This window comes from Salmonella sp. 741265050_HSA, assembly GCF_046569445.1.
In the GTDB taxonomy this organism is placed as follows: domain Bacteria; phylum Pseudomonadota; class Gammaproteobacteria; order Enterobacterales; family Enterobacteriaceae; genus Salmonella; species Salmonella enterica.
This window is the reverse complement of the sequence record NZ_JBKFSV010000001.1, coordinates 896,788-921,554: the sequence shown is the minus strand read 5'-3', so window position 1 is coordinate 921,554 and position 24,767 is coordinate 896,788. Positions and strand designations below refer to the sequence as shown.

At 46.6% G+C, this 24,767-nt stretch carries 25 protein-coding genes and 9 pseudogenes; 15 read left to right on the top strand and 19 right to left on the bottom strand.

Features of this window, described 5'->3' with window-relative positions:
- The first annotated feature begins 29 nt into the window (after nt 1–29).
- From ACLD4F_RS04645 to ACLD4F_RS04630, 4 genes and pseudogenes are all read left to right on the top strand, one after another.
- Complete coding sequence (locus ACLD4F_RS04645) at nt 30–251, top strand: DUF4376 domain-containing protein (protein ID WP_371070370.1); 222 nt, start codon at nt 30–32, stop codon at nt 249–251.
- Nucleotides 248–319: pseudogene (locus ACLD4F_RS04640) on the top strand (hypothetical protein); the annotation flags it as partial. The gene ACLD4F_RS04645 and the pseudogene ACLD4F_RS04640, both read left to right, overlap by 4 nt.
- A 105-nt stretch (nt 320–424) precedes the next feature.
- Nucleotides 425–757, top strand: coding sequence for a DUF1353 domain-containing protein (locus ACLD4F_RS04635; protein WP_031617877.1), 333 nt, complete (start codon nt 425–427; stop codon nt 755–757).
- Nucleotides 758–805: 48 nt separating this feature from the next.
- Nucleotides 806–915, top strand: a pseudogene (locus tag ACLD4F_RS04630) (tail fiber assembly protein); the annotation flags it as partial.
- A 91-nt stretch (nt 916–1,006) separates the two neighbouring features.
- Here ACLD4F_RS04630 and ACLD4F_RS04625 read toward each other — a convergent pair.
- The 3 genes and pseudogenes from ACLD4F_RS04625 to ACLD4F_RS04615 form a co-directional block, all read right to left on the bottom strand.
- Nucleotides 1,007–1,192, bottom strand: coding sequence for a PagK family vesicle-borne virulence factor (locus tag ACLD4F_RS04625; RefSeq protein ID WP_071585801.1), 186 nt, complete (start codon nt 1,190–1,192; stop codon nt 1,007–1,009).
- 242 nt (nt 1,193–1,434) lie between these two features.
- Nucleotides 1,435–1,611, bottom strand: a pseudogene (locus tag ACLD4F_RS04620) (tail fiber assembly protein); the annotation flags it as partial.
- A 16-nt stretch (nt 1,612–1,627) separates the two neighbouring features.
- Nucleotides 1,628–2,398, bottom strand: coding sequence for a transporter substrate-binding domain-containing protein (locus ACLD4F_RS04615; RefSeq protein WP_079944158.1), 771 nt, complete (start codon nt 2,396–2,398; stop codon nt 1,628–1,630).
- 476 nt (nt 2,399–2,874) lie between these two features.
- Here ACLD4F_RS04615 and ACLD4F_RS04610 point away from each other — a divergent pair.
- A pseudogene (locus ACLD4F_RS04610) lies at nt 2,875–3,017 on the top strand (helix-turn-helix domain-containing protein); the annotation flags it as partial.
- A gap of 28 nt (nt 3,018–3,045) precedes the next feature.
- Here ACLD4F_RS04610 and ACLD4F_RS04605 read toward each other — a convergent pair.
- Nucleotides 3,046–3,846 (bottom strand): hypothetical protein, encoded by an 801-nt coding sequence (locus ACLD4F_RS04605; protein ID WP_079944157.1) that lies wholly within the window; start codon nt 3,844–3,846, stop codon nt 3,046–3,048.
- Nucleotides 3,847–4,133: 287 nt separating this feature from the next.
- Nucleotides 4,134–4,319: pseudogene (locus tag ACLD4F_RS04600) on the bottom strand (recombinase RecT); the annotation flags it as partial.
- Between ACLD4F_RS04600 and ACLD4F_RS04595 the strand changes: the two are divergent.
- A pseudogene (locus tag ACLD4F_RS04595) lies at nt 4,316–4,426 on the top strand (replication protein); the annotation flags it as partial. The pseudogenes ACLD4F_RS04600 and ACLD4F_RS04595 overlap by 4 nt on opposite strands.
- 14 nt (nt 4,427–4,440) lie before the next feature.
- Nucleotides 4,441–4,836, top strand: a complete 396-nt coding sequence (locus tag ACLD4F_RS04590) for a DUF977 family protein (protein ID WP_024798200.1) — start codon at nt 4,441–4,443, stop codon at nt 4,834–4,836.
- Nucleotides 4,837–5,122: 286 nt separating this feature from the next.
- Here the strand turns inward: ACLD4F_RS04590 and ACLD4F_RS04585 are convergent, their stop codons facing one another.
- Nucleotides 5,123–6,253, bottom strand: a complete 1,131-nt coding sequence (locus ACLD4F_RS04585) for a GGDEF domain-containing protein (RefSeq protein ID WP_079981249.1) — start codon at nt 6,251–6,253, stop codon at nt 5,123–5,125.
- A gap of 397 nt (nt 6,254–6,650) precedes the next feature.
- On the opposite strand from ACLD4F_RS04585, the gene ACLD4F_RS04580 reads away from it, so the two are divergent.
- Nucleotides 6,651–8,630, top strand: a complete 1,980-nt coding sequence (locus ACLD4F_RS04580; protein WP_411010693.1) for an alkyl/aryl-sulfatase — start codon at nt 6,651–6,653, stop codon at nt 8,628–8,630.
- Nucleotides 8,631–9,038: 408 nt separating this feature from the next.
- On the opposite strand, the gene ACLD4F_RS04575 is transcribed toward ACLD4F_RS04580, so the two are convergent.
- The 4 genes and pseudogenes from ACLD4F_RS04575 to ACLD4F_RS04560 form a co-directional block, all read right to left on the bottom strand.
- On the bottom strand, nt 9,039–9,653 hold the full coding sequence (locus tag ACLD4F_RS04575; RefSeq protein ID WP_023218581.1) for a disulfide bond formation protein B: 615 nt from the start codon (nt 9,651–9,653) through the stop codon (nt 9,039–9,041).
- 9 nt (nt 9,654–9,662) lie between these two features.
- Nucleotides 9,663–9,821 (bottom strand): DUF5993 family protein, encoded by a 159-nt coding sequence (locus ACLD4F_RS04570; RefSeq protein WP_000480735.1) that lies wholly within the window; start codon nt 9,819–9,821, stop codon nt 9,663–9,665.
- 132 nt (nt 9,822–9,953) lie between these two features.
- Complete coding sequence (locus ACLD4F_RS04565; RefSeq protein ID WP_061371941.1) at nt 9,954–10,868, bottom strand: DMT family transporter; 915 nt, start codon at nt 10,866–10,868, stop codon at nt 9,954–9,956.
- Nucleotides 10,869–11,659: 791 nt separating this feature from the next.
- Nucleotides 11,660–12,226: pseudogene (locus tag ACLD4F_RS04560) on the bottom strand (fimbrial protein); the annotation flags it as partial.
- Between ACLD4F_RS04560 and ACLD4F_RS04555 the strand changes: the two are divergent.
- Nucleotides 12,213–12,284, top strand: a pseudogene (locus ACLD4F_RS04555) (DNA polymerase V); the annotation flags it as partial. The pseudogenes ACLD4F_RS04560 and ACLD4F_RS04555 overlap by 14 nt on opposite strands.
- Nucleotides 12,285–12,374: 90 nt before the next feature.
- Nucleotides 12,375–12,734: pseudogene (locus tag ACLD4F_RS04550) on the top strand (transposase); the annotation flags it as partial.
- A gap of 145 nt (nt 12,735–12,879) precedes the next feature.
- Here the strand turns inward: ACLD4F_RS04550 and ACLD4F_RS04545 are convergent.
- Nucleotides 12,880–13,020 carry a hypothetical protein gene (locus ACLD4F_RS04545; protein WP_031607419.1) on the bottom strand — a complete coding sequence of 47 codons (141 nt, stop codon included), beginning with the start codon at nt 13,018–13,020 and terminating at the stop codon, nt 12,880–12,882.
- 168 nt (nt 13,021–13,188) lie between these two features.
- On the bottom strand, nt 13,189–13,455 hold the full coding sequence (locus ACLD4F_RS04540; protein WP_411010692.1) for a hypothetical protein: 267 nt from the start codon (nt 13,453–13,455) through the stop codon (nt 13,189–13,191).
- 369 nt (nt 13,456–13,824) lie between these two features.
- On the opposite strand from ACLD4F_RS04540, the gene ACLD4F_RS04535 reads away from it, so the two are divergent.
- On the top strand, nt 13,825–14,244 hold the full coding sequence (locus ACLD4F_RS04535) for a GNAT family N-acetyltransferase (RefSeq protein WP_242106025.1): 420 nt from the start codon (nt 13,825–13,827) through the stop codon (nt 14,242–14,244).
- A 387-nt stretch (nt 14,245–14,631) separates the two neighbouring features.
- Here ACLD4F_RS04535 and ACLD4F_RS04530 read toward each other — a convergent pair whose 3' ends face one another.
- Both ACLD4F_RS04530 and ACLD4F_RS04525 read right to left on the bottom strand, forming a co-directional pair.
- A complete protein-coding gene (locus ACLD4F_RS04530) occupies nt 14,632–15,108 on the bottom strand; it encodes a hypothetical protein (RefSeq protein WP_411010691.1) in 477 nt (158 codons plus the stop codon).
- 328 nt (nt 15,109–15,436) lie between these two features.
- A complete protein-coding gene (locus ACLD4F_RS04525; protein WP_000422887.1) occupies nt 15,437–15,832 on the bottom strand; it encodes a DUF1398 domain-containing protein in 396 nt (131 codons plus the stop codon).
- A 685-nt stretch (nt 15,833–16,517) separates the two neighbouring features.
- Between ACLD4F_RS04525 and sopE2 the strand changes: the two genes are divergently transcribed.
- From sopE2 to pphA, 4 genes are all read left to right on the top strand, one after another.
- Complete coding sequence (sopE2, locus tag ACLD4F_RS04520) at nt 16,518–17,240, top strand: SPI-1 type III secretion system guanine nucleotide exchange factor SopE2 (protein ID WP_350414468.1); 723 nt, start codon at nt 16,518–16,520, stop codon at nt 17,238–17,240.
- 284 nt (nt 17,241–17,524) lie between these two features.
- Nucleotides 17,525–17,689 (top strand): hypothetical protein, encoded by a 165-nt coding sequence (locus ACLD4F_RS04515; RefSeq protein WP_001134851.1) that lies wholly within the window; start codon nt 17,525–17,527, stop codon nt 17,687–17,689.
- Complete coding sequence (locus tag ACLD4F_RS04510) at nt 17,680–17,895, top strand: hypothetical protein (protein ID WP_024132346.1); 216 nt, start codon at nt 17,680–17,682, stop codon at nt 17,893–17,895. Before ACLD4F_RS04515 ends, ACLD4F_RS04510 begins: the two co-directional genes overlap by 10 nt.
- A 17-nt stretch (nt 17,896–17,912) precedes the next feature.
- Nucleotides 17,913–18,563, top strand: coding sequence for a protein-serine/threonine phosphatase (gene pphA / locus ACLD4F_RS04505; protein WP_411010690.1), 651 nt, complete (start codon nt 17,913–17,915; stop codon nt 18,561–18,563).
- A gap of 18 nt (nt 18,564–18,581) precedes the next feature.
- Here the strand turns inward: pphA and ACLD4F_RS04500 are convergent, their stop codons facing one another.
- The 5 genes from ACLD4F_RS04500 to yebS form a co-directional block, all read right to left on the bottom strand.
- The gene (locus ACLD4F_RS04500; RefSeq protein ID WP_000457838.1) at nt 18,582–18,773 is read right to left on the bottom strand and encodes a YebW family protein; all 192 of its coding nucleotides are present in this window, start codon (nt 18,771–18,773) and stop codon (nt 18,582–18,584) included.
- Nucleotides 18,774–18,884: 111 nt separating this feature from the next.
- Nucleotides 18,885–19,121 (bottom strand): YebV family protein, encoded by a 237-nt coding sequence (locus ACLD4F_RS04495; protein WP_024131108.1) that lies wholly within the window; start codon nt 19,119–19,121, stop codon nt 18,885–18,887.
- 116 nt (nt 19,122–19,237) lie between these two features.
- Nucleotides 19,238–20,677: a 16S rRNA (cytosine(1407)-C(5))-methyltransferase RsmF gene (rsmF, locus tag ACLD4F_RS04490; protein WP_410991937.1), complete on the bottom strand. Its 1,440-nt coding sequence runs from the start codon at nt 20,675–20,677 to the stop codon at nt 19,238–19,240.
- Nucleotides 20,678–20,754: 77 nt separating this feature from the next.
- Nucleotides 20,755–23,388 carry a PqiB family protein gene (locus tag ACLD4F_RS04485; RefSeq protein ID WP_001529852.1) on the bottom strand — a complete coding sequence of 878 codons (2,634 nt, stop codon included), beginning with the start codon at nt 23,386–23,388 and terminating at the stop codon, nt 20,755–20,757.
- Nucleotides 23,357–24,640 (bottom strand): membrane integrity lipid transport subunit YebS, encoded by a 1,284-nt coding sequence (gene yebS, locus ACLD4F_RS04480; RefSeq protein WP_001207293.1) that lies wholly within the window; start codon nt 24,638–24,640, stop codon nt 23,357–23,359. Before yebS ends, ACLD4F_RS04485 begins: the two co-directional genes overlap by 32 nt.
- Nucleotides 24,641–24,767: the final 127 nt, after the last annotated feature.

The following is a 24,767-nucleotide window of genomic DNA, read 5'->3' as shown; positions in this document are numbered from 1 at the left end:
CAATAGATAAATTTGAAAACGGTCAGTGGGTGGCTGACCTTGCGACCGCACTCGGTCAGAAATACGCTGAGATTAATGCGTGGCGTAATGCGCAGGAAAACGGTAACTATCCGTTCACACTGAATGATCACCACTGGGACTGCGGTAAAGCGTCGCAGGACCGACTGTCGCCAGTAACGGCGGTGGCAAACAGGGAACGCTACCACCAGGATTCTTCTGGACGGATGCAGATAACATCGATGTGCCAATGAGCGCAGACGAACTGATTAAACTCGAAGCCGCTATGCAACAAAACATGGTACTGGTGGGTTTTAAAATCCACGAACGCCAGCGGCAGATGAAGGACGAAGTGAACAGTCTCACCAACGCACAGGCTGTACTGGGTTACGTGTTGGCTGGCCGGAAAATCGTTAAGGAATGTATTATGAGCTGCTTCACAACCCCGGCCATTCTTGAAATGCCTGGCCACTACCTTTGGCGTGTACATGAATCTTTTGAATTTTACCTCAGCGACGACAACAGCGACGTAATCAGCGTACCAGCCGGATTTGTAACTGATCTCGCCACCGTGCCATGCATCTTCTGGTCAGTCATGCCGCCAGACGGCAAATACGCTAAAGCGGCAATAATCCACGACTACCTTTACGACAATGCGCTGCGCACGAAAAAAGAAGCCAATTTGATATTCCTGGACGGAATGACCGTGCCTGGCGCGCCGAAGTGGAAACGGATTGAGATGTATCTGGCGGTCAGGTGATTTGGCAGGGGAATGTATGGGAAAGAACGTAAATACTGTGAATGATTTGCCACAGATGACGAGATTAAACGGCTGGAAGCATGGGAACTCTACAGCGTAATGGTAAACAGGGTGGATACATCTGCCTCTCCTGGCCGGATAAACCAGCCAGTCTGTAGTCGTTACTGTGGTACTTTAATTATCCATGTATCACAAATTACTTGTTTACACGTTAATTAATCACCCAGGTTAATAAAAAGGTTGTTTCGTTTACCAGCATATTTTACCCTCTGGTAGTTCTGGGATTGATATACCTGCCGGCCAGATTTTACACCACGGAAAGGAAATGCCCGGGAATCCTTTATTACCGCTTTCAGTGGCCATTGCAGATGAAGAAAATGTTATGGCTGATATAGCAAAAACCAGCGCTAACAATACACTGTTAAATTTATTCATAATATTATCCACATAGTTGAGAGTTATGCTGCCTTCTTAACTTTTACCGCAATCCTTTACCAGGATAAAGCAGAGGCGAAAATTTTTCTTGTCTGTCTACTGATTGTTAAGCAAGTATTTACTTTGAAATGGAATAATAAGTGTAGTAATTTCATTCTCTACAGAAAATTTACTTGTATCTGAATGAACTCGTGTAGATACCAGAACCAAATTAACGCCTAAAAAACTGCAAGTTAGTAGTATTACTGTGGTAATGCAGACCATCTGATTACTGTGAAGGTGGCCTCATCTGAAACGCCTGTTAAATCCAGCGTTTTAAGCTTCCTGATATAAGCCATCCATTTAGCCTGGCTGGCTTTATCGTCGTCACATCTTTCACCCCGCGCCAGTTCTGTTCGTCAGTCGGCAATGGTGCTTGTCAAAACTTTGTGGCGGCTACTCTGGATTTATCTGCCACTTTCTGGCAAGTATGATTCTGTTTTCATCAGATAACCAGCTATTTACAGCATCAAGAAGATACTGATTATCCTTCGCCATCATATAGACTTTATTACCGGCAGTGTCGGGGAGGATACTCCTGGTTGATACGCAGAAGACGCCTGGCTCTTTGTTCTGGTAATAAGTACCTTCGAGCAAGTCGGTAAACATGACATCAGCGCTGCGTTCACGAATCCTCTGCAGAGTGGCATCATTATCTTTTTCGCGAATAACATCTGCATACCTGATATGCTTGTCAACATAGTCCAGATTTGTACCACCTGGATTAACAACAATCCGCACGCCCTTACGGTCAATATCTTCAAGAGATTTGAAGTCATTAATCCTGTTACATTGCGTCAGCGCTATTTTCCCATTTTTAAGTACCGGAGAAGAAAGTGCGAACTGTTTTCTTCTGCCGGGAGTTTCTGTAATCCCTCCCATTGCAATATCAAATTTGTCTGCTGCCAGGTCAGTTGACAGTGTAGGCCAACTGCCAGGTACAAACAGGATATTCAGGTGCAGAGCTTTGCCCAGTGAATATGCCATATCAATATCAAAACCGATTAATTTATTTTGTTTGTTGTGAAATGCGAGGGGAGCATAGTCACCAGGCACCCCCACACGTAACTCTTTGCTTTCTTTAATCTCCTGCCAGGGTTTTGCCATCGCGGAATGAATACCTGAAAGTGACAACAAGATAACAAACATAAAATATACTTTTTTCATTACTCTTACCATAATGTTTGATCAGTAGACTACAGATGAGATTGTCTTCTCTCCATTGCACCGGCAACCTTTACTGGGCAGGGAATCCAATAATAGTGGTATATTAAACGGGAGATCCTCTCGCCACGATATACTATCCGCTATGAAGACCTGCTTCGGGTTAAGTGACAGCTTCAATTAAATTTTCACCCTGATTTTTCACATTTCTGATGTGATGGATTACCGCAGTCACGTTGTTTGCAAGAGCGTGCCTTGGTAGGCTGCCTGCTGTTTAGTCAGAACTGACTGTAATCGTGTTTATAGGTCGTACAGTTCACTATTGTGATGTAACGTCGTATGTTGATCAGCAGATCGTATGCTGACGATTTCAAAAGTACATAATTAAGTACATTTTTATATGTCACTTTTGTTTAATTCTATTTAATTCAGTTGGTTGAGTTTTTGTTTTCGTAATCGTTATTAAATAATAATCACAGGAACAATGGGCGCAGCCGGGCGCCTCATTAGGGCCGGAGTACCGTGACAGCAGGTAGCGATTATTTATGATGTTGGCGTTTCGACGTTGTACAGAAAATTTCCGGCGAGTAACATGCCTTTGATGCCATTCATGGGAAAATAACACTCCTTTAATCAGCCATAAGAGTTAATTATATAAACTTAAATGGATTGGTTAGTTGAATTTCATCAAGATTAACTCTATATAAAATATTTATTGTCTTTGTTATGGCGTCTATATATTCAGCGCTATTCATTATAGCAGTGTATTTATCGTATGCTTCGAAGCAATGATTTTCATTAATATATTTACTGCTATTGTTTTTATAAATTTCATATGACTCTTCCTTTTTGAAAATGCGCGCATCCAGCCAAGGGTCAAGTATATATTCCGATATTCCTTTTGAATCAGTAAAAGTCAAAAAAACGACCACATGATTCCCTCCTGACGCGCTATTATACATAAGTGATGTGCTTATTCTGGCATCAAATACATTATTTTTCGAAAATCCTATTCCGGTTAGTCTTTGTGGTATATATTTTGCAATAATCGCACCTAAAATTAGCGACATATCAGCACAGTTCCCTGTGTTATATTTTATTGAATCAATGGAAGAATATATTAGACTCAGAGATATTGGGTTTTCTGGTCTTTCAGCCATAGCTCTGTCAAAAGAGTTTGCTTTTATAGTTTGCAGAAATTTCTTGTGATGTTCTCTTTGTAAATTAAGAGCGTCGTATTTTTCCTGCGTATCAATTTTAAGCCTGTCAATTTGCATAGCATCATAACTGTCCGATTTCTTTATTATTGTTCTGACAAAAACGGTACATTCTGAAGCAGCATTAATAATACAGGAGGATAAATCAACTGAAGTACTCTGTTGGTTGTTACAGGCGCTCACTCCAGTTGTGTCGAATTTTTCTGTAGCTACATGTCCAACATTTATAATCAATTACATTTCCCTGTATTCAAAATTAAGCGATATTCTTATGTCACGACAACCTAACAGGGACTGACTACAAAGATCTTTAAAGAAACGTTCATTATTGTATCTATTGATGAACTCCCTTCAGATTTAGAGGTTGTGCCCATGGTCGAAAAGCTCCTCTACGCTCATATACTTAACTTATCGGGGACATGGTAGGTTAGGATGTGAAAACACAGGGACAGTTACTGTCACTGCGAAGGCAGCAATAAGGAGGCCTATCCTGTACGAACTGTGGAAAACTATATCTTGTTCACGATCACCTGCATCGTTGACGATGCGCGATCCTGGAGGTTTGACGACTGCCCGGTATGATAGGCATGACCGAGCGCGCCGCCGGGTTCCAGCCCAAGCTGGGTACACTGAACGATGGCGCTGACAAAACTCATGGTGTCACAGTCACCCAGCGCCAGAACTTTTCGGATTTCCGTTGTGGCTACCGCCGGTACGCCGTCAACTTGCAGCGCCGCGCCATCCGGCAGGGCCAACCCCGGCACAACTGATGATGGAAGAATTCAGACGGCGTAAGGCGGCGGGAAGGCTTTAACAGGGGGGGGACTTATGAGCAGAAATTACACACCGGCGCAGAAAGCTGAAATACAGAAGCGCCTGACGGAACTGATACGAACACACGGTCGGATGACGTTTGGAGAGCTGCGGAAGATAACAGGGTTAACCATTTTTACAGCCCGCCACTACCTGGAAAAGGCGGAAAGTTGTGGGGATCTGTATCAGGCCGGGAGAAGCGGTATTTTTCCTTCGGAACAGGCTTTCCTGCTTTGGAAGCAGAAACGTGAAGATGCCAGGATTACCCGCTTTCTGAAAACGCCGGAAGGTGTCGTGAGTTCCTACGACCGGACCAGAAACGTTATCTGTACGGAGTGCCGGAACAGCGTGACGATGCAAAGGGTACTGGCATTTTATCCGGGATATTACCGGGAGGCGAAATCTGCATGAAAATCGAATAATATAACTTTGCAGAGGTAGTGAATATCGTAATCACCCGTTCGGCATTTGAATTCCGTGAGCACAGTCGTGTTGTGAATGTCGCCTTGTTCACAACACCAGGAATATTCCACTGTCAACTGGTTGTCTGCGGCTGGACATAATTTTATCTGATATTCAGGCTGTACCAGCGCAAAGGTTCCGTGAGTCCGACTGTCTTTTTTGCTTCCAAATATTCAGTTTTAATTATCTGAGTATGGCAAGGTGATCATCTGTATCAAAGACCGGGCAACTGGTTTTACTTTACCCAACGATTACGTCCCTGTTGTTTAGCCCGATAAAGGGCCTCGTCCGCTCTGGCAATAATGCCGGTAACAGTGTCACCGGCTGTGGAAAGGGTGATGCCCATGCTGACGGTGACCGTTTCGCTAACCGCAGATGCTGCATGCGGCAGTGCGGTTTCACGCAGGTTTGTCTGAATACGTTGAGCAACCAGTGCTGCTTCATTCAGCGACGAAGAAGGCAGCACAACGACAAACTCCTCGCCCCCGTAACGTGCCACCAGGTCTGCCGGAGTACGAATCGACCTCTTCACTACACAGGCCACCTTTGCCAGACAGGCATCGCCAGCCTGGTGACCATAATGGTCGTTATAGTTTTTGAAATAATCCACATCGAGCATGATCAGTGCAAACGGCTCCGTCTGGCGGAGAGCATCCCCAAGAAAACTTTCCATTGAACGTCGATTAGCGGTCCCGGTCAGTGCATCCTGGTGAGCCATAACGTCGAGACGCGCAATAAGCATCCGGTTTTCCTGGTAACGCAACCAGGCTTCATCAAACCAGCGCTGCAGGATAAAGCGACCATAAATGAGTATGGCGGTAAGAGTAAGCCAGACTAATAAAAACCGGATATTCATATACTGGTTAAGCTGCACACTGGCCAGTAGGGCGGTCAGCCATAACGGGACGATGAAAAGTAGCAACGCTGGCAGATGATAATAAAGCGCAGCCAGCGCGGTAAGCATAAGGATGACACTGAGAGGCCAGGCAAAAGGCAGCTGCCACCAGACAATAAAACAGTAGCTACAATAGCTCCACATCAGACTGAGAATCAGCAGCATCACCAGACAAAGAGGAGTAAATCTGGTCGGAAGGCGGTAAATGAAAAGGAGTATCAGGAACGAAAAAACAATAATACTGCCCATAATATCGTCTATTAAAGGCAGTATTCCAGTCTGTGCACTGATCGACTTGTCAAAGTCACTGATGAGTATGTGGCGAAATAAAATGATAAGCGCAAAGCTGATATTCACAAATGTGAACCACGGAATACTTACATGTAGCGCTTGCCTGACCATATCTTTATGATCCTGCCATACCCTTCCAGCACTGGAGGTACGGCGCCTGTCGTCCGAATCCTGTCCCATCCTTAATCGCCTCATAAATGAAGAATTACTATCCAGTGTAGTGCGCTGATATCTCACAGTGAAAAATGGAAAAGCTATCAGGCCAGGCAGCATTTTTGGCTGATGAGATGATTTTGTTCCACAGTGACGAACTTATAGTCACAGCTCCTGTAGTAGGGGGGAGAATTATAGTGTCTCCCGGAAACCGGAAGTGAGCTTACCCCCCCCACTTACTAAAAGAGGATGGAACTGGCAGACGTAAAACATGATTTATTTGTATCCATAAATGGCGAAATGTAACGTTTTTGTTATATTTAAAAGAACGAAAATGGTCAGCAATAACTTTAATTGTTTGAATTAACAGATAATTAATCGACCAGATTGAGTGATATAGAATATTTTTACATGAGGGGTACAAATGAGACTTAAGTTGATCGTTAAAAGTTTTGCGCTGGCGGGGCTACTCTCTTCTACTGTGCTGACACCTTTATTTGCACAGGAAGCCCCAAAAGGTGCCACTGCTTCAACCAGGCAAGCTAACGATGCGCTTTATAACCAACTCCCTTTCTCTGATAACACCGATTTCACGAATGCCCATAAAGGCTTTATTGCTGATTTACCTGAAGAGGTGATTAAGGGAGAGCAAGGGAATGTCATCTGGAATCCACAGCAGTACGCTTTCATAAAAGAAGGGGAAAAATCTCCTGACACTGTTAACCCTAGTCTGTGGCGTCAGTCCCAACTAATCAATATCAGTGGCTTGTTTGAAGTAACAGACGGCGTCTACCAGATTCGTAACCTTGATTTATCCAACATGACGATTATCGAAGGTAAAGAGGGGATTACGGTTGTCGATCCGCTGGTTTCTGCGGAAACAGCCAAAGCCGGTATGGATTTGTATTTCAAAAACCGTGGCAATAAGCCTGTTGTCGCCATCATTTACACTCATAGCCATGTTGACCACTATGGCGGGGTGCGTGGCGTTGTCGATGAAGCGGACGTGAAATCCGGCAAGGTGAAAGTGTATGCGCCTGCTGGCTTTATGGAGGCAGCAGTAGCCGAGAATATTATGGCCGGCAACGTGATGAGCCGCCGTGCCAGCTATATGTATGGCAACCTCCTGAAACCAGATGCCTCCGGCCAGGTTGGCGCCGGGCTGGGGACGACCACCTCTGCGGGGACGGTGACACTGATTGCGCCCACTAATATCATCGATAAAGACGGCCAGAAAGAAGTGATTGATGGCCTGACTTACGACTTTATGCTGGCCCCTGGTTCGGAAGCCCCTTCGGAAATGCTGTGGTTCATCGAAGAGAAGAAACTCATCGAAGCCGCAGAGGACGTCACTCACACCCTGCATAACACTTACTCGCTACGCGGCGCAAAAATTCGTGAGCCGTTGCCGTGGTCGAAATATATCAACGAAGCTATAGGGCGTTGGGGTGACAAAGCTGAAATTATTATGGCCCAGCACCACTGGCCGACCTGGGGTAACGAGAATGTTGTTGGTCTGCTGAAAAGCCAGCGAGACCTGTATCGTTATATCAATGACCAGACTCTGCGTATGGCCAATGAAGGTCTGACTCGCGACGAAATAGCGGCCAACTTCAAACTACCGGATAGCCTGGCAAAAATCTGGGCCAACCGCGGCTATTACGGCTCCATCAGCCATGACGTAAAAGCAACGTATGTGCTGTATCTCGGTTGGTTCGATGGCAATCCGGCAACCCTTGATGAGCTGCCACCCGAAGAAGCGGCTAAGAAATTTGTTGAATATATGGGCGGTGCCGATGCGATTCTTCAGAAAGCCAAAGCAGACTTTGACCAGGGGAACTACCGTTGGGTTGCTCAGGTGGTGAGTAAGGTCGTGTTTGCCGATCCAAATAACCAGAATGCACGTAACCTTGAAGCCGATGCGTTGGAACAATTGGGGTATCAGGCTGAATCTGGTCCATGGCGTAACTTCTACCTGACCGGTGCGCAGGAGCTGCGTAACGGTGTGGTTAAAGGTCCGACGCCAAATACAGCAAGTCCGGATACCGTTCGGGCAATGACCCCTGAAATGTTCTTCGATTTCCTGGCTGTACATATCAACGGTGAAAAAGCGGGTAATGCCCGGGCGGTGTTTAATATTGACCTTGGCAGCGACGGCGGAAAGTACAAGCTTGAGCTGGAAAATGGCGTGCTGAACCACACGGCTAATGCTGAAGCGAAAGATGCTGATGCCACGATTACTCTGAACCGTGACACGCTGAATAAAATTATCCTGAAGGAAGAAACCCTGAAGCAGGCTCAAGATAAAGGAGAAGTCAACGTTACCGGTAATGCTGCGAAACTGGATGAGATGCTGGGCTATATGGACAAGTTTGAGTTCTGGTTCAATATAGTTACACCATAAATAGATTCCCTGCGGCGTCAATGCTGCAGGGAAGTTACTTCAGACAATTCTGTACGTTTTTCATACTCGATTTTTCCTTCATTCTTTATATCTTGCTTCATTTTATGTATTTGCTGCTGAAGCACATGACCCTGATGCCAGTCAGTCCTGATTCTGTTATGCACAGCCTTTTTCATCAGATGACAGTAACTGGTTGTTGCGTGATTCAATGGTCTGCGAGTCTGGTCAACATGCTTTTAGTTAGTTAAATGTGATTCTACTAATTCGTAATGCGAAGGTTATAAGTTTGATTCCTATTATTGCACCATTTCAACGTTACTGAAACTTCCGTGTTAGCCCATAACCATTCCAGTTTCTACAAGACAGGTGCTTGCTATATATTTACCAATCAGTCATTTTAAAAGTGCGTCATAACCGGAGAACTGTCCTCGTCAGGAGGCCTGTTTTCAGAAAGGCAATATCCTGTTTCGACAGTAGCTTATATGTGACCGGGTTAGCAGCACATTCCCCTCCGCCACATTCCAGTACAGTTGAAATAAGGTTGGCAGTAATCAGTAATAGAAATACCCAACCGACAATACTGAACAGGTTCGGATTAATATTCAATGAACGAAATGCAACATTCATGCTACTGATTGCCAGAACTACCGCAACAGCAATAATAATGAGAATTGACGTAATCAGAGTCCAGGTATAAAAGTGTAATCCAAAAAATGCAGAACCATATCCTGTGTCACCGGGCATGATATGCAAACATATTTGCCGGGATGCCATAACTCCGGTCAGGATACTGCCAATAATTACCATCCCGTAATGTATACCTCGTAGACCAAAGCAGAGGTTAAATAAAAAGCCAAAACCGGTGATGATGAGGCCAGCCCGCTGTAATAAGCAAATTGGACAAGGCAGCTCATGCCTAACGAGTTGATAATAAAAGGCTACAACCAGAGCAACGCATATCCCAAGGAGTCCCATCTGATTAATCAGATGAACAAATGTTGTTGGATGATGATGCGTTTTCATACACACTCCTTAAAATGACAAAGTTAGCGAATTGGTCATATGATGGATGAATGATAAAATAGTGACGATGAGTAAAACGGCCCATAGAATGTAGCTGACTTTATCCTTTCTGTTTATGGCTCCCATTGCCACGCTCAGTGCAAGCAAGAATGGCAGAAACATGAACATAAAAAACTCCTTTATTACATTGCTTGTTAATATAATCGCTGTGTATTACCGGGTCTGTATTCCAGCTTATCCACCCCGCATTAGCCGGAGCTCAGTAAGGCTTCAGGAATTATTTGCGTTATTATAAATCGATTATTCCTGTGATGAATTATCCCGGCATCTGCTGGTTACAGGGATATTTCTGGCGACAAGAGTAAGAAATATCCCGATAGCTAATGGTATAATAAGCAGCATTGAATGTGTTGAAATAGCATATCCATAAATATAGTCTTCCAGACTTACCGCAATCAGCGGAAAGATAAGAAATACAAGCGAAGCCTGGAAGGCATTAGCCTTTTGCTGAAGCGCAAAGTAGCACAGGATACCAAAAACTCCGGCAAAAGCCCCGAGATACAGGGTAGCTAATATTGAGTGTACTGAGAAGGTTGATACTTGTGGTCTTTCAAAAAACCATCCTGTCGCAGAAAGTATCAACCCAGCTAAAAGGCACGGGAGCGCATTAAATGTGATAACAGAGACAGTACAACTTCTTTTCTTACATTGTGTATATATTATGGCATGGATTAACACAGCAGAAATAAGCGCAGTGATACCCTGCCAGTGACTCTCTGTACTTGTATTCGTTTCTTCAAGAAGTATCCCCGTCAATGCAGTGATTGCGATAGTTAAGCCCGCGATCTGCATTAGTTTCGCTTTTTCATTTAGAAACAAAACCGATGCTATCAAAACGGCCACAGGCATATTCGCAAAGATAATGGCGGCAAGCCCAGAGTTGACATAGGTTTCACCATAAATCATTAGTGAGAAAGGAATAGAAAAATAAAAGATGCAAATCACAAACTGGAATAATCGTTGTCCGGGAGGAAACAACAGTGTTTTTTTTCTTAACCATGCAATGATGATTAAAAAAGGTGCTGCAAACATAAACCTCATTCCGGTTGCAAACACTGGAGGGATAGTTTCAACGGCAATTCGCATAGCCAACCATGTAGTCCCCCAGGTCAGTGAAACTAGCATGAATAATATAGATATCGACACCTTGCGCATAAGATCCTCTCCATAAAAAAATTAATTTAGCTTTTTAGCTAGAAAAAAGTAGCGTTTTCTTCACTGTGTTTTTTATATGTTTAGATAAAAATTTCTCTATCAGAAGACGCAGTTATGCTGAATGAGAAAAATAAGAAATGACTCAGGCTGTTACCACACGATTGTCCACTGCGCCTGCAAGACCTGGCAGCAGTTGTCGATTTAATATCTATTCTTGCTGGAAGGCATAAAACGCCTTGAAGATGAAGAGCTCATCATTAGTCGGGTTCCCTTGTTGAGCCAGGATAAGTTTAACTTATCGCTTTCAACCCTTACGATGATAAATGATCTTATCCACCCATAATGGACATACGGCTAAATGAGTAAATTCTCAAGTAAGAGGCAGGATCTGTATCAACCAGTAAGAAGCCCCGGAAACAGCACCGGCGGAATTCCGTCAGGAAGCTCTGAAACTCGCTGAATGTACGTTGCCCGCGAACGATTGTTAATCAGCGCCATAGCAAGAATAATTGTTTGTTTCACAAGGAGATAGAAAAAACTATAGCTTTGCGCCGGGGCGGAGGCAGGAGGAGATAACTCGTTGTAATAGAATGTTTTTATATGGCGACCTTAATACTGGCGCCATTTGGGATAAAATCTAATCAATTAACAAAATTGTGATCCGCTTCTAAATTACTTCTCCTGGCCGTACGGCTACCTGGAAGAATTTGTTCTGAGTCAGATTCATCACGAGAGCTTGTAAAACCCATTACGTAGCCGCAGAACATGATGGGTTACCAGAGCAAAATAGTTTATAACATAGCATAGATGCCAGACACACTACGACGCGATGCCTGTAATTGCGCATTAACGCTTCCTGCTGTTACTGTTTGTCCGCCGATCGCCTCAAGTGAGGCAGTAAAATCATCGCTGTAGGTTTCTACTGAACCGGATGATACCCGTGTGGTTAAATCTTTATAGCCATACCAGCCTCGGGCGTTGCCGATGCCCGTCCTGATACGATCGGGCAACAGATTAATCGGTGTACCGGCATCGTTATAGATGCGAATTCCCACTCCGGAAGCTACGCCGGGTTCGCCATAATGGGTGTCCAGTAGCCACGACAGACCGCCTGCGGATGCGGTTATCCCCAGGCGACGAGCCACCGCCACGGCGGTTGGTTGATTAACGACAAACCCCATCGCGACATTGGCGGCACTAATGGTTGGACGGGGGCTGGATACGGCGCCGGACTCACATTCCAGGCTGACATGGAAAGGTACCTGGCTACTCCCCGCGGCGGCTAATACGCCGACGGCGACAGGGGGAATTTTCACGATCGCAGGATAATCTGTGATTTTACATAACGCGCCGCGCGCCGGTAGTGCCAAGCTGATGGAAGTACTGGACCATCTTAACGCAAAAGACGGGAAGGGAAAGTGATAGCTAATTGAATCTATTAGAATCAAAAATAACGTATTCTAATCGTTAAAATCACTTAATTAATATGTAACAGCGGCCTCAGGCCCGACCGAAGAGGCGGCTCTGATGGCGCTAGATACGTTCGCGAAAGTCCGGGACGATAAATATCCGCAAATCAGCAAAAGCTGGCGTGCGCACCGGGAAAACCTCAATATGCTCTTCAGTTATCCGCCGGATATCCGCAAGGCCATCTACACGACAAACGCAATCGAATCCCTGAACTGCGTGATCCGTGCCGCGATTAAGAAACGCAAGGTGTTCCCGACGGATGACTCAGTACGAAAAGTTATTTATCTGGCAATCAAGGATGCGTCAAAAAAATGGAGTAGGCCGATCCAGAACTGGCGGCTGGCGATGAGCCGTTTTATTATCGAGTTCGGTGACCGCCTGAGCGATCACCTTTAATAACTGGGCAGTTACACAGAATTACTGACAGGCTCATTCTTTTGTGTTGCACCTCTCTGTTTCTATTGTTTTAGATAGCCATAAGAGCTCCGTTGCTGAGAGTTTTAGTCGTGGGGTTTTTTCTTCTGCACCAGGTGGGCGCATTTCATAACTGCAGGACCATCTGCTGAATACTGTATAGCTCTGTATATCGCATGTTGTTGAGGTCAGTGTGCAATTCCTCGGTACTGGCTTGTTCTGTATAGGTCCGGAGATTTCTGGGTAGTGTCCTTTTGGGCCTGAACATATGTGTTTGATTGAAAATGGCATCGTGTTTTATCCTTTACGCTGTGAAATGTTGTTTTGTGCTCTTCTGTTGTGATTGGTGATGTGACGGGATCGTCCATGCACCCTTCCTTTTATTGACGGCGTATCAGTCCATTGATGCCATGCTCGCTTAATTTGTCCAGCATCATCAAGCCGTCGTTTTCTTTCTGCTGCAATTCAAGCAACTTAAAGCGTATTTCGTTAAGTAAAGGTTTAATAACTCCGCGCTTGCGAACCACCTTTCTGATAACGTCTTTTTCGAAGTATAAACGGCAGAAGTGATTTTCATAATTCGCCTACACTCTTCACCCAGCGCTGGCAAATCTTCAACGCTGAAAGGCTGGGGAGAAGGGCGTCCAGTTGCTGAACGGAGAGCGAACCATACTCCCTGATTCCACGCGTTATCAAACTTCATACCGTGGTTATCATCCAGACAAGGCGCTTGAGGTTGCTCATGTCTTTTGGGGAAAAAGGTTCGGTGGTGGGTACTGGATATCCTGGATCGGGAAGTGGGTTCCACCGGTGCCAAATACAGGGTGCTGGTAAACCGGGTGGATACCTCAAACCCTGACAGGCCAGAGCATCAGCCTGATAAAATCGTATTACTGATTTCTAACCAGTGGCACATTAATTGTACCAGCTCAGACTCCAACTGACAGTCTGCTTTAAGCGAGTAGCGGACGTGACCTGCCCCCAGGAGTAAAAGCAAACTTTCTATTGATACATTTAATTAACTTATTTATAACGTTATATTCCAAATGCAAACTTGTTCAATTGGATATGTATGGACATTCAAATTACACATCAAGTTACTGAATTTGATAAAGAAGAACTATTAACCGGATTAAGAAGCTACAATGCTCAGTTCATCGATTTTAGTAAAAATGGGCAGCTTGGGGTCTACTGCAGAAACGAAAGCGGCGAAATGGTAGGCGGATTAATTGCTGACAGAAAAGGTCCGTGGCTCTGCATCGACTATCTTTGGGTAAGTGAATCTGCAAGGAGCCGCGGTCTGGGGAGCCAACTTATGGAGATGGCCGAAAAAGAAGGTTTGCGGAAAGGCTGTGTTCATGGACTTGTAGATACCTTTAGCTTCCAGGCTCTCCCTTTTTATGAAAAACAGGGTTATATACTTCAAATGTCGCTACCGGACTTTCCTAAAGTAGGTTCGCAAAGGCATTATTTAATTAAGCCTGATTTATAGCTTTGCTGCATTTGAATACCCATAGCCTTATGAAAGCTGCAATCAGGTAGCTTTAAAATATATCGTATTGTTGGCCTGTACACACCATGTTCAGCGTCCGCTTCTGGCACAGGGCGGACAGTCAGATTAGGTTTGGCGCTGTGCCATAGATATGTCAGCTCACATTTGAGCTAATACCCCCTGGCACGGCTAGAGGTACTCAGACAGCCGCTTGTAGGCGGCATGGTACGGATACAAAAACATATAGCGCTGTTATATAAACTGTAAACTGGGCTGTGCGTATAATACGAATCTTTCACTCAGAGAAACCTGCTGACAGCGTTAGTACTCCATTAATTAATTTTGTACTAAATCTCTGTGGTATGGCACAGACGTTTAGAAGACAGGTCAATTGCGAGCTGCTGGCTGGGATTTCGTCGCGCCACTCAAAAATGCGCAGATTTTTTCACCCGCCGTCAATGGCTCAATGGGCGTTTTTCCGAGGGCGGTCTCAGTCATGACGATGGCAGGACCAATAAGCATGGACCATACTTCGCTCGCGTCTTGCTCAAGCGATGTGAAGGCAAGGAACAGTGTTTTATCTGAAGGAAAGCGGTGCTGAGTATTAAAAAGTTTCAGCCAGGCGCGGGACTGCCGATCGGCCTGTGCTGATCGCGTGCCGAAGCGGAGTACTCTTTTTAGTATGGCGATACCCACAATGCCTGGCCCCAGAATAAAGGGACTCCCGACGTTTATGGTGACGCCGACCCCGAGAAAAACGAGGGCGAATGACAGCACGTTATCTACTCTTCTGGTAAGAGTACTGTATAGTTTTTCCAGAGAGTACCGGTAAAGAATTTGATAACTGATTTCATCCTTGCTCATACATCTCCAGATGGTTTTTCGATTACGCTCCGGTATGCTCCCGGAATCCTGACAGATTCTGCAATTATGCCACACTTCCTGGAGGGTATTAATTAGATAGAATATAAATAGCAGGCAAATATTTTGAGCTTTTAGTCGATATCGCTTTGAATATCATTTCTCCTGCATCAGGAGATGCTGTTGTCGAGCATCGTGTCAAACGTTGCTGCGTCGGTCGGACTGCACAGGGTAACTCTCGCAGTCAGACTCTCATTATGGTCTCTAAATGGATAACCCGCAGTCGTAACACGCCGAATGTCACGACTGACGCTATTATTACCCTGGCTTGTTAAAGCGGCATGACCACATTTTCTATATATAATAATTGGTTGTCTTTCGACCAGTATTGTCGAGTTTTTTGGTTTAATTCCACAATCCATTTAAAAACGCCTGCTGTTGCCAGATCGGTACAGTATTTTTCATAGGAATGCTCGCCCGAAAAGTGTTTAGCTGAAGTCAATTTTATTAATTGCGTATTTGGTGTTGAATTGACTTTAATCAGCTTTCTATTGCTTTTAATAGAAATGAAATGGCCTGCATGAGTGATAATTTTCACATTGCCGGTAGCAACAAAATAGATGTAATAAGCGATATTATTATATTCCAGATCGATTAGAAATGCGTTGAAATTTGCATCCTTTCTGACGCGCTCGAAAAAGTGGTTAAGCATAAGCTGTAATTCCATTTGTTAACCTATTGTAAGTTATAATGTTGTATGTTGTGTTAGAGTATTGTTGCTTAAAAGCAGCCATACAAAGATGTTACCTAAAAGCAATAATAATCGCCTGGTATCATATAGTTTACGTTATGATTGGAATAGTGTTGCAATTGTTACTGATTATTTCTCGTAACGCGTTTTTTTTGACCACTAATAGATGCGTCAATCCATTTCATTTGTAGTTTTTCTGAATGCCATGAAAAGTCATAATATATAAAAATCAGTTAATTAATTGATATTTAGATAAGGATTACAGTGGCGGAGAGGTTTGGCGTGGAGACTTTATAGGTTTTGAAAAAGCGGCTAACCTGCAGGCAGGATAACTGACAGTCAGTGTTTGAATAGGGGCAAAATCGTAACAACATCAGCATAAATAATAATATTCATGAATGTTTTTGCGTGACGCAGCAGCTGAATTGAAGTGATGTTTTGCCTGTTCAGGATTGTCCCGATAAAAATGTTCCTCGATAAAAGTCGATCACCTTGCGCCGAAAAAAAACAGGCTAAGTGACAGAAGAACAAAATTCATCAGGAAAATAAAATTTATACAGATCAATGAATAAAAATGGTTGTGGCGAAGGTGGCTATTTTTTGAAAGCAAGAAATATAAATAAAGTGTAGCTATGCATAGGTACCCAAAAGGAGAACTACCGTGACTAACATAACACTATCCACCCAGCACTACAGAATCCATAGAAGTGACGTTGAACCAGTAAAAGAAAAAACAACGGATAAGGACGTTTTTGCAAAAAGTATTACTGCCGTTAGAAATAGCTTTATCAGCCTGTCGACGAGTCTGTCTGATCGCTTTAGCCTGCATCTGCAAACAGACATACCGACTAGCCATTTTCATCGTGGGAGCGCCTCTGAGGGTAGGGCAGTATTAACCAGTAAAACTGTTAAAGATTTTATGCTGCAAAAGCTCAATAGCCTGGATATCAAAGGTAATGCGAGTAAAGATCCGGCCTATGCTCGTCAGACATGCGAAGCCATGTTATCAGCCGTGTACAGTAATAATAAAGATCACTGTTGTAAATTACTCATCAGTAAAGGGGTCAGTATTACCCCCTTTCTGAAAGAGATAGGAGAAGCTGCGCAGAATGCGGGGCTACCTGGGGAGATAAAAAACGGCGTATTTACTCCAGGTGGGGCAGGGGCGAATCCTTTTGTCGTCCCCCTCATTGCTGCAGCGAGCATTAAATATCCGCATATGTTTATAAATCATAATCAGCAGGTGTCTTTTAAAGCGTATGCTGAGAAAATCGTTATGAAAGAGGTTACGCCGCTGTTTAATAAGGGGACGATGCCGACGCCACAACAATTTCAGCTAACTATAGAAAATATCGCGAATAAGTATCTTCAGAATGCCTCCTGAAGATAGCAAACACAATACTGCTATTAACCATATGAATTAATAGCAGATTTTCTGAAAGTATATATTCATTTTTATGGCGACGCTTTTAACAAAACGTCGTCATCTTTATTTTAATATAAAAATCAAATGGATACCTTTAAAATTTAAAATAATTGTTATTACTCTAAATACCGGCATAACCAGACAGCTTTTTTTGTAACGCTGCGTGTTGTTAAGTCTATGATACCCGCGCACGGATGATGTCTCGATAAGGATTAATGGTCTGTTAACTGTCAGGAGAGGTTATGCCGCCTTTAAAAAAAATTATGCTGCTCCTGTTTGTGGGGGCGATGGTCGCCACGGTAACGACACCTGCATTGGCGCTGGTTTGCCTTGCAACTCACTCAGCTCAAGAGTGTGCTGAAGCCTGTGGTGTCGATATGTGGTTTATGTTTTTGGCATGCTTTTAAGGAGGGAGAATATTGAACGTGAACAGGCGATAGTGAGTAGCTCGCTGCGCCAGGGGATAACCCTCCCCTGGCGCAGCCAGTTATATTTTATTGCGATAATAACAAAGTATTTACTCGCTACTGATGAAATTCGCTATTTACAACAGAGCACATTTACTAAGCAAGAAAATCTGCACACGCTATCCTTTTATATCTGTCCTGGATAATGAACGACAGGAAAAATATGATGCGGCCTGAAGAGATTTATCAGCGAATAGAGGCAAAGAATTGGCGGCATGTCTGGGTGGTCGGTGATATCCACGGCTGTTTTTCAATGTTAATGAAAAGGTTACGTGAGTGTCGATTTGATCCGCAACAAGACTTGTTAGTTTCTGTGGGCGATCTCATTGATAGAGGCCCGGACAGCCTGGGTTGCCTGGCTTTACTGCGTGAGTACTGGATGACGGCGGTTCGCGGCAATCATGAACAAATGGCGCTGGATGCGCGGGCCTCATCGCAGTCGACGCTGTGGTTGATGAATGGTGGCGACTGGTTTACCCGCCTGACGGCTGAACACGCTGCGCAAGCTGAAGCGCTTTTTATCCTTTGTCAGCGACTGCCCCGGATACTGGAAGTTCGCTGCCGCCATAGCACGCATGTGATCGCTCATGCTGATTACCCCGCGTCAACCTATCAATGGCAAAAAAAGGTCGATTTACATCAGGTTCTCTGGAGCCGCGAACGACTCATAAATAAGCGCGGCGGGATTAGCGGTGCCGATCATTTTTGGTTTGGCCATACGCCGTTGCGTCGGCGCATGGATTTCGCCAACGTACACTATATTGATACGGGCGCGGTATTTGGCGGGCAATTGACGTTAGCGCGGATACAATAGCGGTATCAGCGACCAGGGTTAAAAATCGCTATATTGCTGCGCAGGTCGCCAGAAGCCGTCGATAAAATCCTCTACCGGAAAACAGCCGCCATGGCGAATCCGTTGATCGTCCATCGAATAAAGACACTGCTGCTCGGTATCGTAGATGTCCACGACAATATCCTCGCATCCTCCATCCAGGTAACATACAAAAAGTACCAGCGCGAACATTACATCCTCAATGTTAACTACTTTACACGATAGTGTAGGAGAGGTTAGCGCAGGGGGGGAAATGAGAAAAGGAAGAATAAATAACCCGCCTGGCGACGGGTTCTTTTTGAGTCAGGCAAGACGCATGACCCAGGCATCAGATTTAGGATCGTAATGAGTACGGAACAAAACGGAATGTTCCCCGTTGAGAATGGCGGGAACGCTGGTTTCGGCATCCCAGGCGTCCAGTTGCATACATAAATCCGGATCGGATTTACAGGGGATAGTTAACGTTCGCTCCCCCGGCGATTCGCCATGTAATTCGGCATCGTCGATTTCAAAAGCGCCAATGCGCACACTGGTTTTCATCATCGTGCTCTCCGTTAATACGCTAATTGTGGTACGACCAGTTTAGCCGTCCATTTTTCAGCGTAGTCAACGTACGCAAAAGCGCCAGTCAAAAAGTGCGGTTTTTTTGTGCGCTTTTAGCTATTACCAGTAAAGAGTTTGCCATCACGTACCAGTTCACGCGGGTAACTGTTCTTTATTCTTGAGCCGATACGTTTTGCCAGACCAAGCGGCTGACGCTGGAACGTCACCAGGACATCATCAGCGGCAGGGGGTGTTTGCGGATAAATATCCCGACCGCGATACCACTCCTCCGCCTCTTGCGCAGAGAGTTCGAACGCGTGAGCATGAGTCGGGCAGGCAAGGGCTATCGTCGCCTCATGTTGCCAGCGATAGCCTTTATTATGACTTTCGGCCAGTTTAATGCCGAGCCGGGAAAAACGGACTTTTCCGATCAGTGATTCAATCTCTGCCGGGAACAGCCAGACCTCTTTTTCACGCTGCCAAAGATGGAGATTTTCATCCCATAACAGTCCGACGGCGTTGGCCGCCTGGGTAACGTGTAATGCTTCGCGGCCTTTGAGGGGGGTAAAAGGAAACGCCCCCACTTTATACCCCGGAGCGGGCATGGCTGGAAGGGATGACATTTTACGCAGACGTGCGACAAAGAATCCTTCGCAGTCGTAAATTTGCGGGAAGACGTGCAGGAAGCCTTCCGGGGTGAGGGCGCGGTCAGCGTCAGGAAACAGATCACCCAGCGGCAAAAATTCAACGGCGTCGGCGTAGGTCTCTTTCAGCCAGAGGCAGACCGCTTCGTTTTCCTGGCGATTTAACGTGCAGGTGGAGTAGACCAGCGTGCCGCCGGGTCGTAAAGCATGAAAAGCGCTGTCGAGCAGTTCCCGCTGTGTCGCCGCGATATCCAGATTGCTTTCTGGCGACCAGTTTTTTAGCGCATCAGGATCTTTACGTACTACGCCTTCGCCAGAGCAGGGCGCATCCAGCAGGATAGCGTCAAACATCTCCGGTAACGCAGCGCCAAATACGCGACCATCGAAATGCGTCAGTGCGGTATTGGCGATTCCACATCGGCTGATATTAGCATGCAGAACTTTGACGCGACTGGCCGAAAATTCGTTGGCCAGAATGGCGCCGCGGTTCCCCATGCGGGCAGCGATCTGCGTGGTTTTGGAGCCAGGCGCCGCTGCCATATCCATGACCCGCAGCGGATGATTATCATCGGCGAACAGGGCCGCGACCGGCAGCATCGAACTGGCTTCCTGAATGTAAAACAGGCCGCTTAAATGCTCAGCGGTACTGCCAAGCGGCAATGCCTCTTCATCATCGCGCTCGATCCAGAATCCTTCATGACACCACGGAATTGGCGTGAGCGACCAGCCGTAGGGCGCGATTAGGGCAAGGAAATCAGCCACGGAGATTTTAAGCGTATTGATGCGTATACTGCGGCGCAACGGGCGTTGGCAGGCCGAAATAAATTCATCAAAAGAGAGCGTGGAAGGCATTGCTTCACGCATTTGCGTCAGAAAAGCGTCAGGAAAATAGACAGCGTGTTGAGCCACAGGTGTATCGCCGGCAAAAAAACAGGCGCGCAGTGTAGCATAAAACGCTCCGGCGCGAGTACGCCGGAGCCGGGTGTTTAACGTGGCAGAGCGGTGCCCCATTCACGCCACTCTTTCGGTTCGCTCTCTTGTAACAGGAAATGCTTACCGGCTTGCGCTTTTGGCGCCAGCGGCGTACCTGGTGGAGTAGCGAAGGCGATACCGCCACGGATGAACTGATTAAATGTCCCCGTTTTCACCACGCCGCCTGTCAGACCAAAGTCGAGACTATAGCCGGAGGCAAGCCAGAATACGGAGTTATTACGCACCAGATATTGGTAACGCTTACTGATACGCAAGGTGATCATCACGCGATCGGAGAGCGACCCCAGGGACATTCCGGTGACCGTTCCCACTTCGATACCGCGGAACAGGACGGGGGTGCCAATATTAAGCGAGCCGGCTTCTGGCGCCTCCACGACGATGCTTAACCCATCCAGATAGCGTGAGTCGGTAATCGTGGCTTCCTGCAGTTCAAAGTCGCGCCGCGCCGCGCCGCGTCCTGGCTCAACGTTAATATAGGGCTGGAGAATCGTATCCAGATGCTCGACGCCCGCCGCGGAAATTTGTGGCGTAATAACGGAAAAACGTGTCCCGGCGCGGGCAAATGTCTGTACGTACTCCGGATAAAGTACGGCTTTTGCCTGCACTTCATTACGTGCGGTGATCAATTCCAGCGTCTGGATCTGGCCGATATCAATACCGAGGTAACGAATTGGCATCCCTTCCGCCAATTTTCCGGCGTCGAACGCGTGCAGCGTAATTTGTCCGCCTACCGCGCGAGCGGAGGTTTCTGAAGCATAAAGAATGCGTTTATCGCCTTTGCGCCGACTGGCGCTGGCGCCGCTCAGGTTATCAAAACTAATGGCCCCTTTCAGCGCGCGGGAGAGTGGCGAGGCCTGTACCGTTAGGCCGCTGCCGTTAAGTTGCACCTTCGCGCCGCCTTCCGCCCAGAACACGCTATTGCTGGTTAACAGGTGGCGATACTCCGGCTTAATATGCAGGTCGATGTCAAAGGTATTGGCGCGTGGGCGAACGGTGATGACTTCGCCTACTTCAAATTTTCGATACAGCACGACGGAACCTGCCTGGACATCCGGCAACGTTTCGGCCGTCAGCGTTAAGGTGGTAGTCGGTAAGTCACTGAGGCTATTTTCCAGCGCTTTTTCCAGGTTAGCATAGAGCGGGTAGGTGGATTTCATCTTCCCGCTCGTACCGGGTAAAATACGAATTCCGCCGTCAATCCACTCGCTGGCGCTGGCGCCGAGGAACTCTACGCCGTCAAGGCCGACTTTGACATCCACCCGGCTGTTGACCACGAATTTACTGTCGCCCTGTACCAAATCTCGGTGCTGCGGTTCAATCGCGACGGTGAATGACACGCCTTTACTGGATAAATTGCGCTCAATGACCTGGCCAATTTTTACACCATGTAAAATTAACGGCTGGCCCGGTTCGATGCCGTAACTTTCCGGGGCCGTCAGCGTCAGGGTTAAGGCATTCGCCTCATGCAGCAGGGCTTTTTCACCCGGCACCACCACAAATTCACTGCGCGGTTCGCCGTCGCCCGGCACCAGTTCGAAGGTTTTTCCGGTTAACAACGAACTGATATTCGCGTCACTTAGCGACAGTTTGGGATTGCGTAACTCAATGCGCGTATTTTCCCGCATCAGCGGAACAACGCTGGGATCGACGGTCATCTCTCCGGTGACTTTACCGCCAGGGTTGAGCGTCAGTTTAGAAAGCTCACCCACCTCCAGTCCCTGGTACATGAGCGGCGTAGATTCCGCCTTCAGACCGTCTCCGCTGGGCAGCTCAAGTTTAACGATTACCCCTCGTTGGCTGTGGGCTAAATCTTTATATAAGCCGAACGTGTCATCCTGGGCGGCGGGTTTGGAATTGTCCGGCGAATCAAACGCAATCGCGCCATTGACCAGGGCCGCGAGGCTCTCCAGTTTCACCTTCGCGCCGCTCAGGCTTAGATCGGCGTCAATGCCGGAGACATTCCAGAAACGGCTGCCTTTTTTCACCAGATCGGTAAACCGTCGCTCAATCAGAACGTCAATCGTCACGCCCTGTTTGTTAGGGTTAATCGAATAGTCATACACCCGTCCGACAGGGATTTTACGGAAATAGACCAGTGAACCGCTATTAAGCGAACCGAGATCCGGCGCATTGAGATGAATCATCAGATCGCCGTTGCTAAGCCGGTATTTAGGCTGTGTATCCAGGGCGACGAAATGATCTCTGGGCTTGCCTTTACCTGGCATCATACCGATGTAATTCCCGCCGACCAACGCATCCAGGCCGGAAACGCCCGCCAGCGAGGCTTTGGGCGTCACCAGCCAGAATTGCGTCTCTTCGCGCAACGCATCTTCCATATCTGATTTGATACTGACGCGAACTTCAATTTTGCGCAGATCTTTGCTCAGGCTGACATCTTCCACGGTGCCGACTTCTACTCCCTGATAACGAACGGGAGTCCGGCCTGGTACGATACCATCCGCCGACATAAAATCGATAGTCACGCTATTGCCGCGATCCTGGTAGCTATCCCATACTAGCCACCCTGCGATCATTAGCGCGATAAGCGGTAGCAGCCAGAAAGGTGAAATACGGCGTTTGGTTTTAATTTGCGCTTCAGTCTTCGAAGCGGGCGTTTCCTGACTCATGTGCATCCCAAAGTAAGCGGCTATCCAGCCATTCCACTGCAAGAATAGTCAAAATTACCGCTGCGCCGAAATAAAACGCAGCCGGTCCCATAGTAAAAGCCAGAATCTGATCGCGATTAATCAGAGACATGGTTAACGAGATAACGAAAAGATCCAGCATCGACCAGCGGCCTATCCATGTCACCAGACGCAGCAACAGAATTCGCGTCCGCAGTCCCTGTTCGCATTTAAAATGGATACTCAACAGTAGCGTAAACATCACGATGACTTTGGTAAACGGCACCAAAATACTGGCGATAAAAACGACGGCGGCGACGGCGATATTGCTGCTGGCAAGCGACATAATGCCCGACAGGATAGTATCTTCCTGACGCCCGCCATTAATGTAGATTACCGAGATAGGCAGCAGGTTTGCCGGCAGCAAAAAGACAATAGACGCCAGCAAGGCCGCCCAACACTTCTGTATGCTCTGTTTTCTGCGTAACCGTAGCGGAATATGACAACGCGGGCAGCGTCCTTTCGCATCCGGATAGCCGCTAAAGTGGCAGCCAAGACAGACGCGCAATCTTTCGTCCGCACGTTGAGCAGGGCGCTGCGGATAAAATCGTTCCCATAGTTGCTCCACATTCAGATGAATCATAGTCAGAATGCTAAGAACCACCAACGAGACGAACGCTAAAAGCCCGATGCCCGGCTGCAGAAAGGCATAGTCCTGCACTTTGATAGAGGCAACGCCAATACCGACCAGATAGATGTCCAGCATCACCCACTCTTTCAGTTTTTCCAGCATCAGCAGGACTGGACGCAGATTCATGCCGAGGAGGCTGCCAAACCACAGATAAGCAATTGAAAAAACCAGAATAAGCGGCGCGCCCACCACGCAAAAGAGCACCATTGCGGCGGTTAACGGATCGCCCTGCTGCGTCATTTGCCAGATGCCGTGCATCACATTGGCATCAATGCGTACGCCCAACAGGTAGATATGGAGTAGCGGTTCACTCCAGGCAAACGGCATCAATAGCAGCATGGTTACCGCCATCGCGGTCAGCCGCGTTAGCGACCAGTCGCGCCCATCGCGAATTTTGGCCTGGCAACGAGGACAATAAGCGCTTTGATGAGCGCTCATCTCCGGCAAGCTGAACAGCATGTCGCATTCAGGGCAGCGCTGGTAGTGGCTGCGCGGCAGCGCTTCGCTAATTGACCTGATCGTTAGCTTTTTTGTTGGCGTGACGTGTGAGGTGTTCAGAGCCATGTATCGTGAATCAAAGTGTTAGAATAATGTAATCTTAACTCATGACAGGAATAATCTTGAGCAAGAACGCATTTAATGCTTATTTTAATAGCCTGTGTTTAGGAGTAAGACCACGAAGTGATTATAT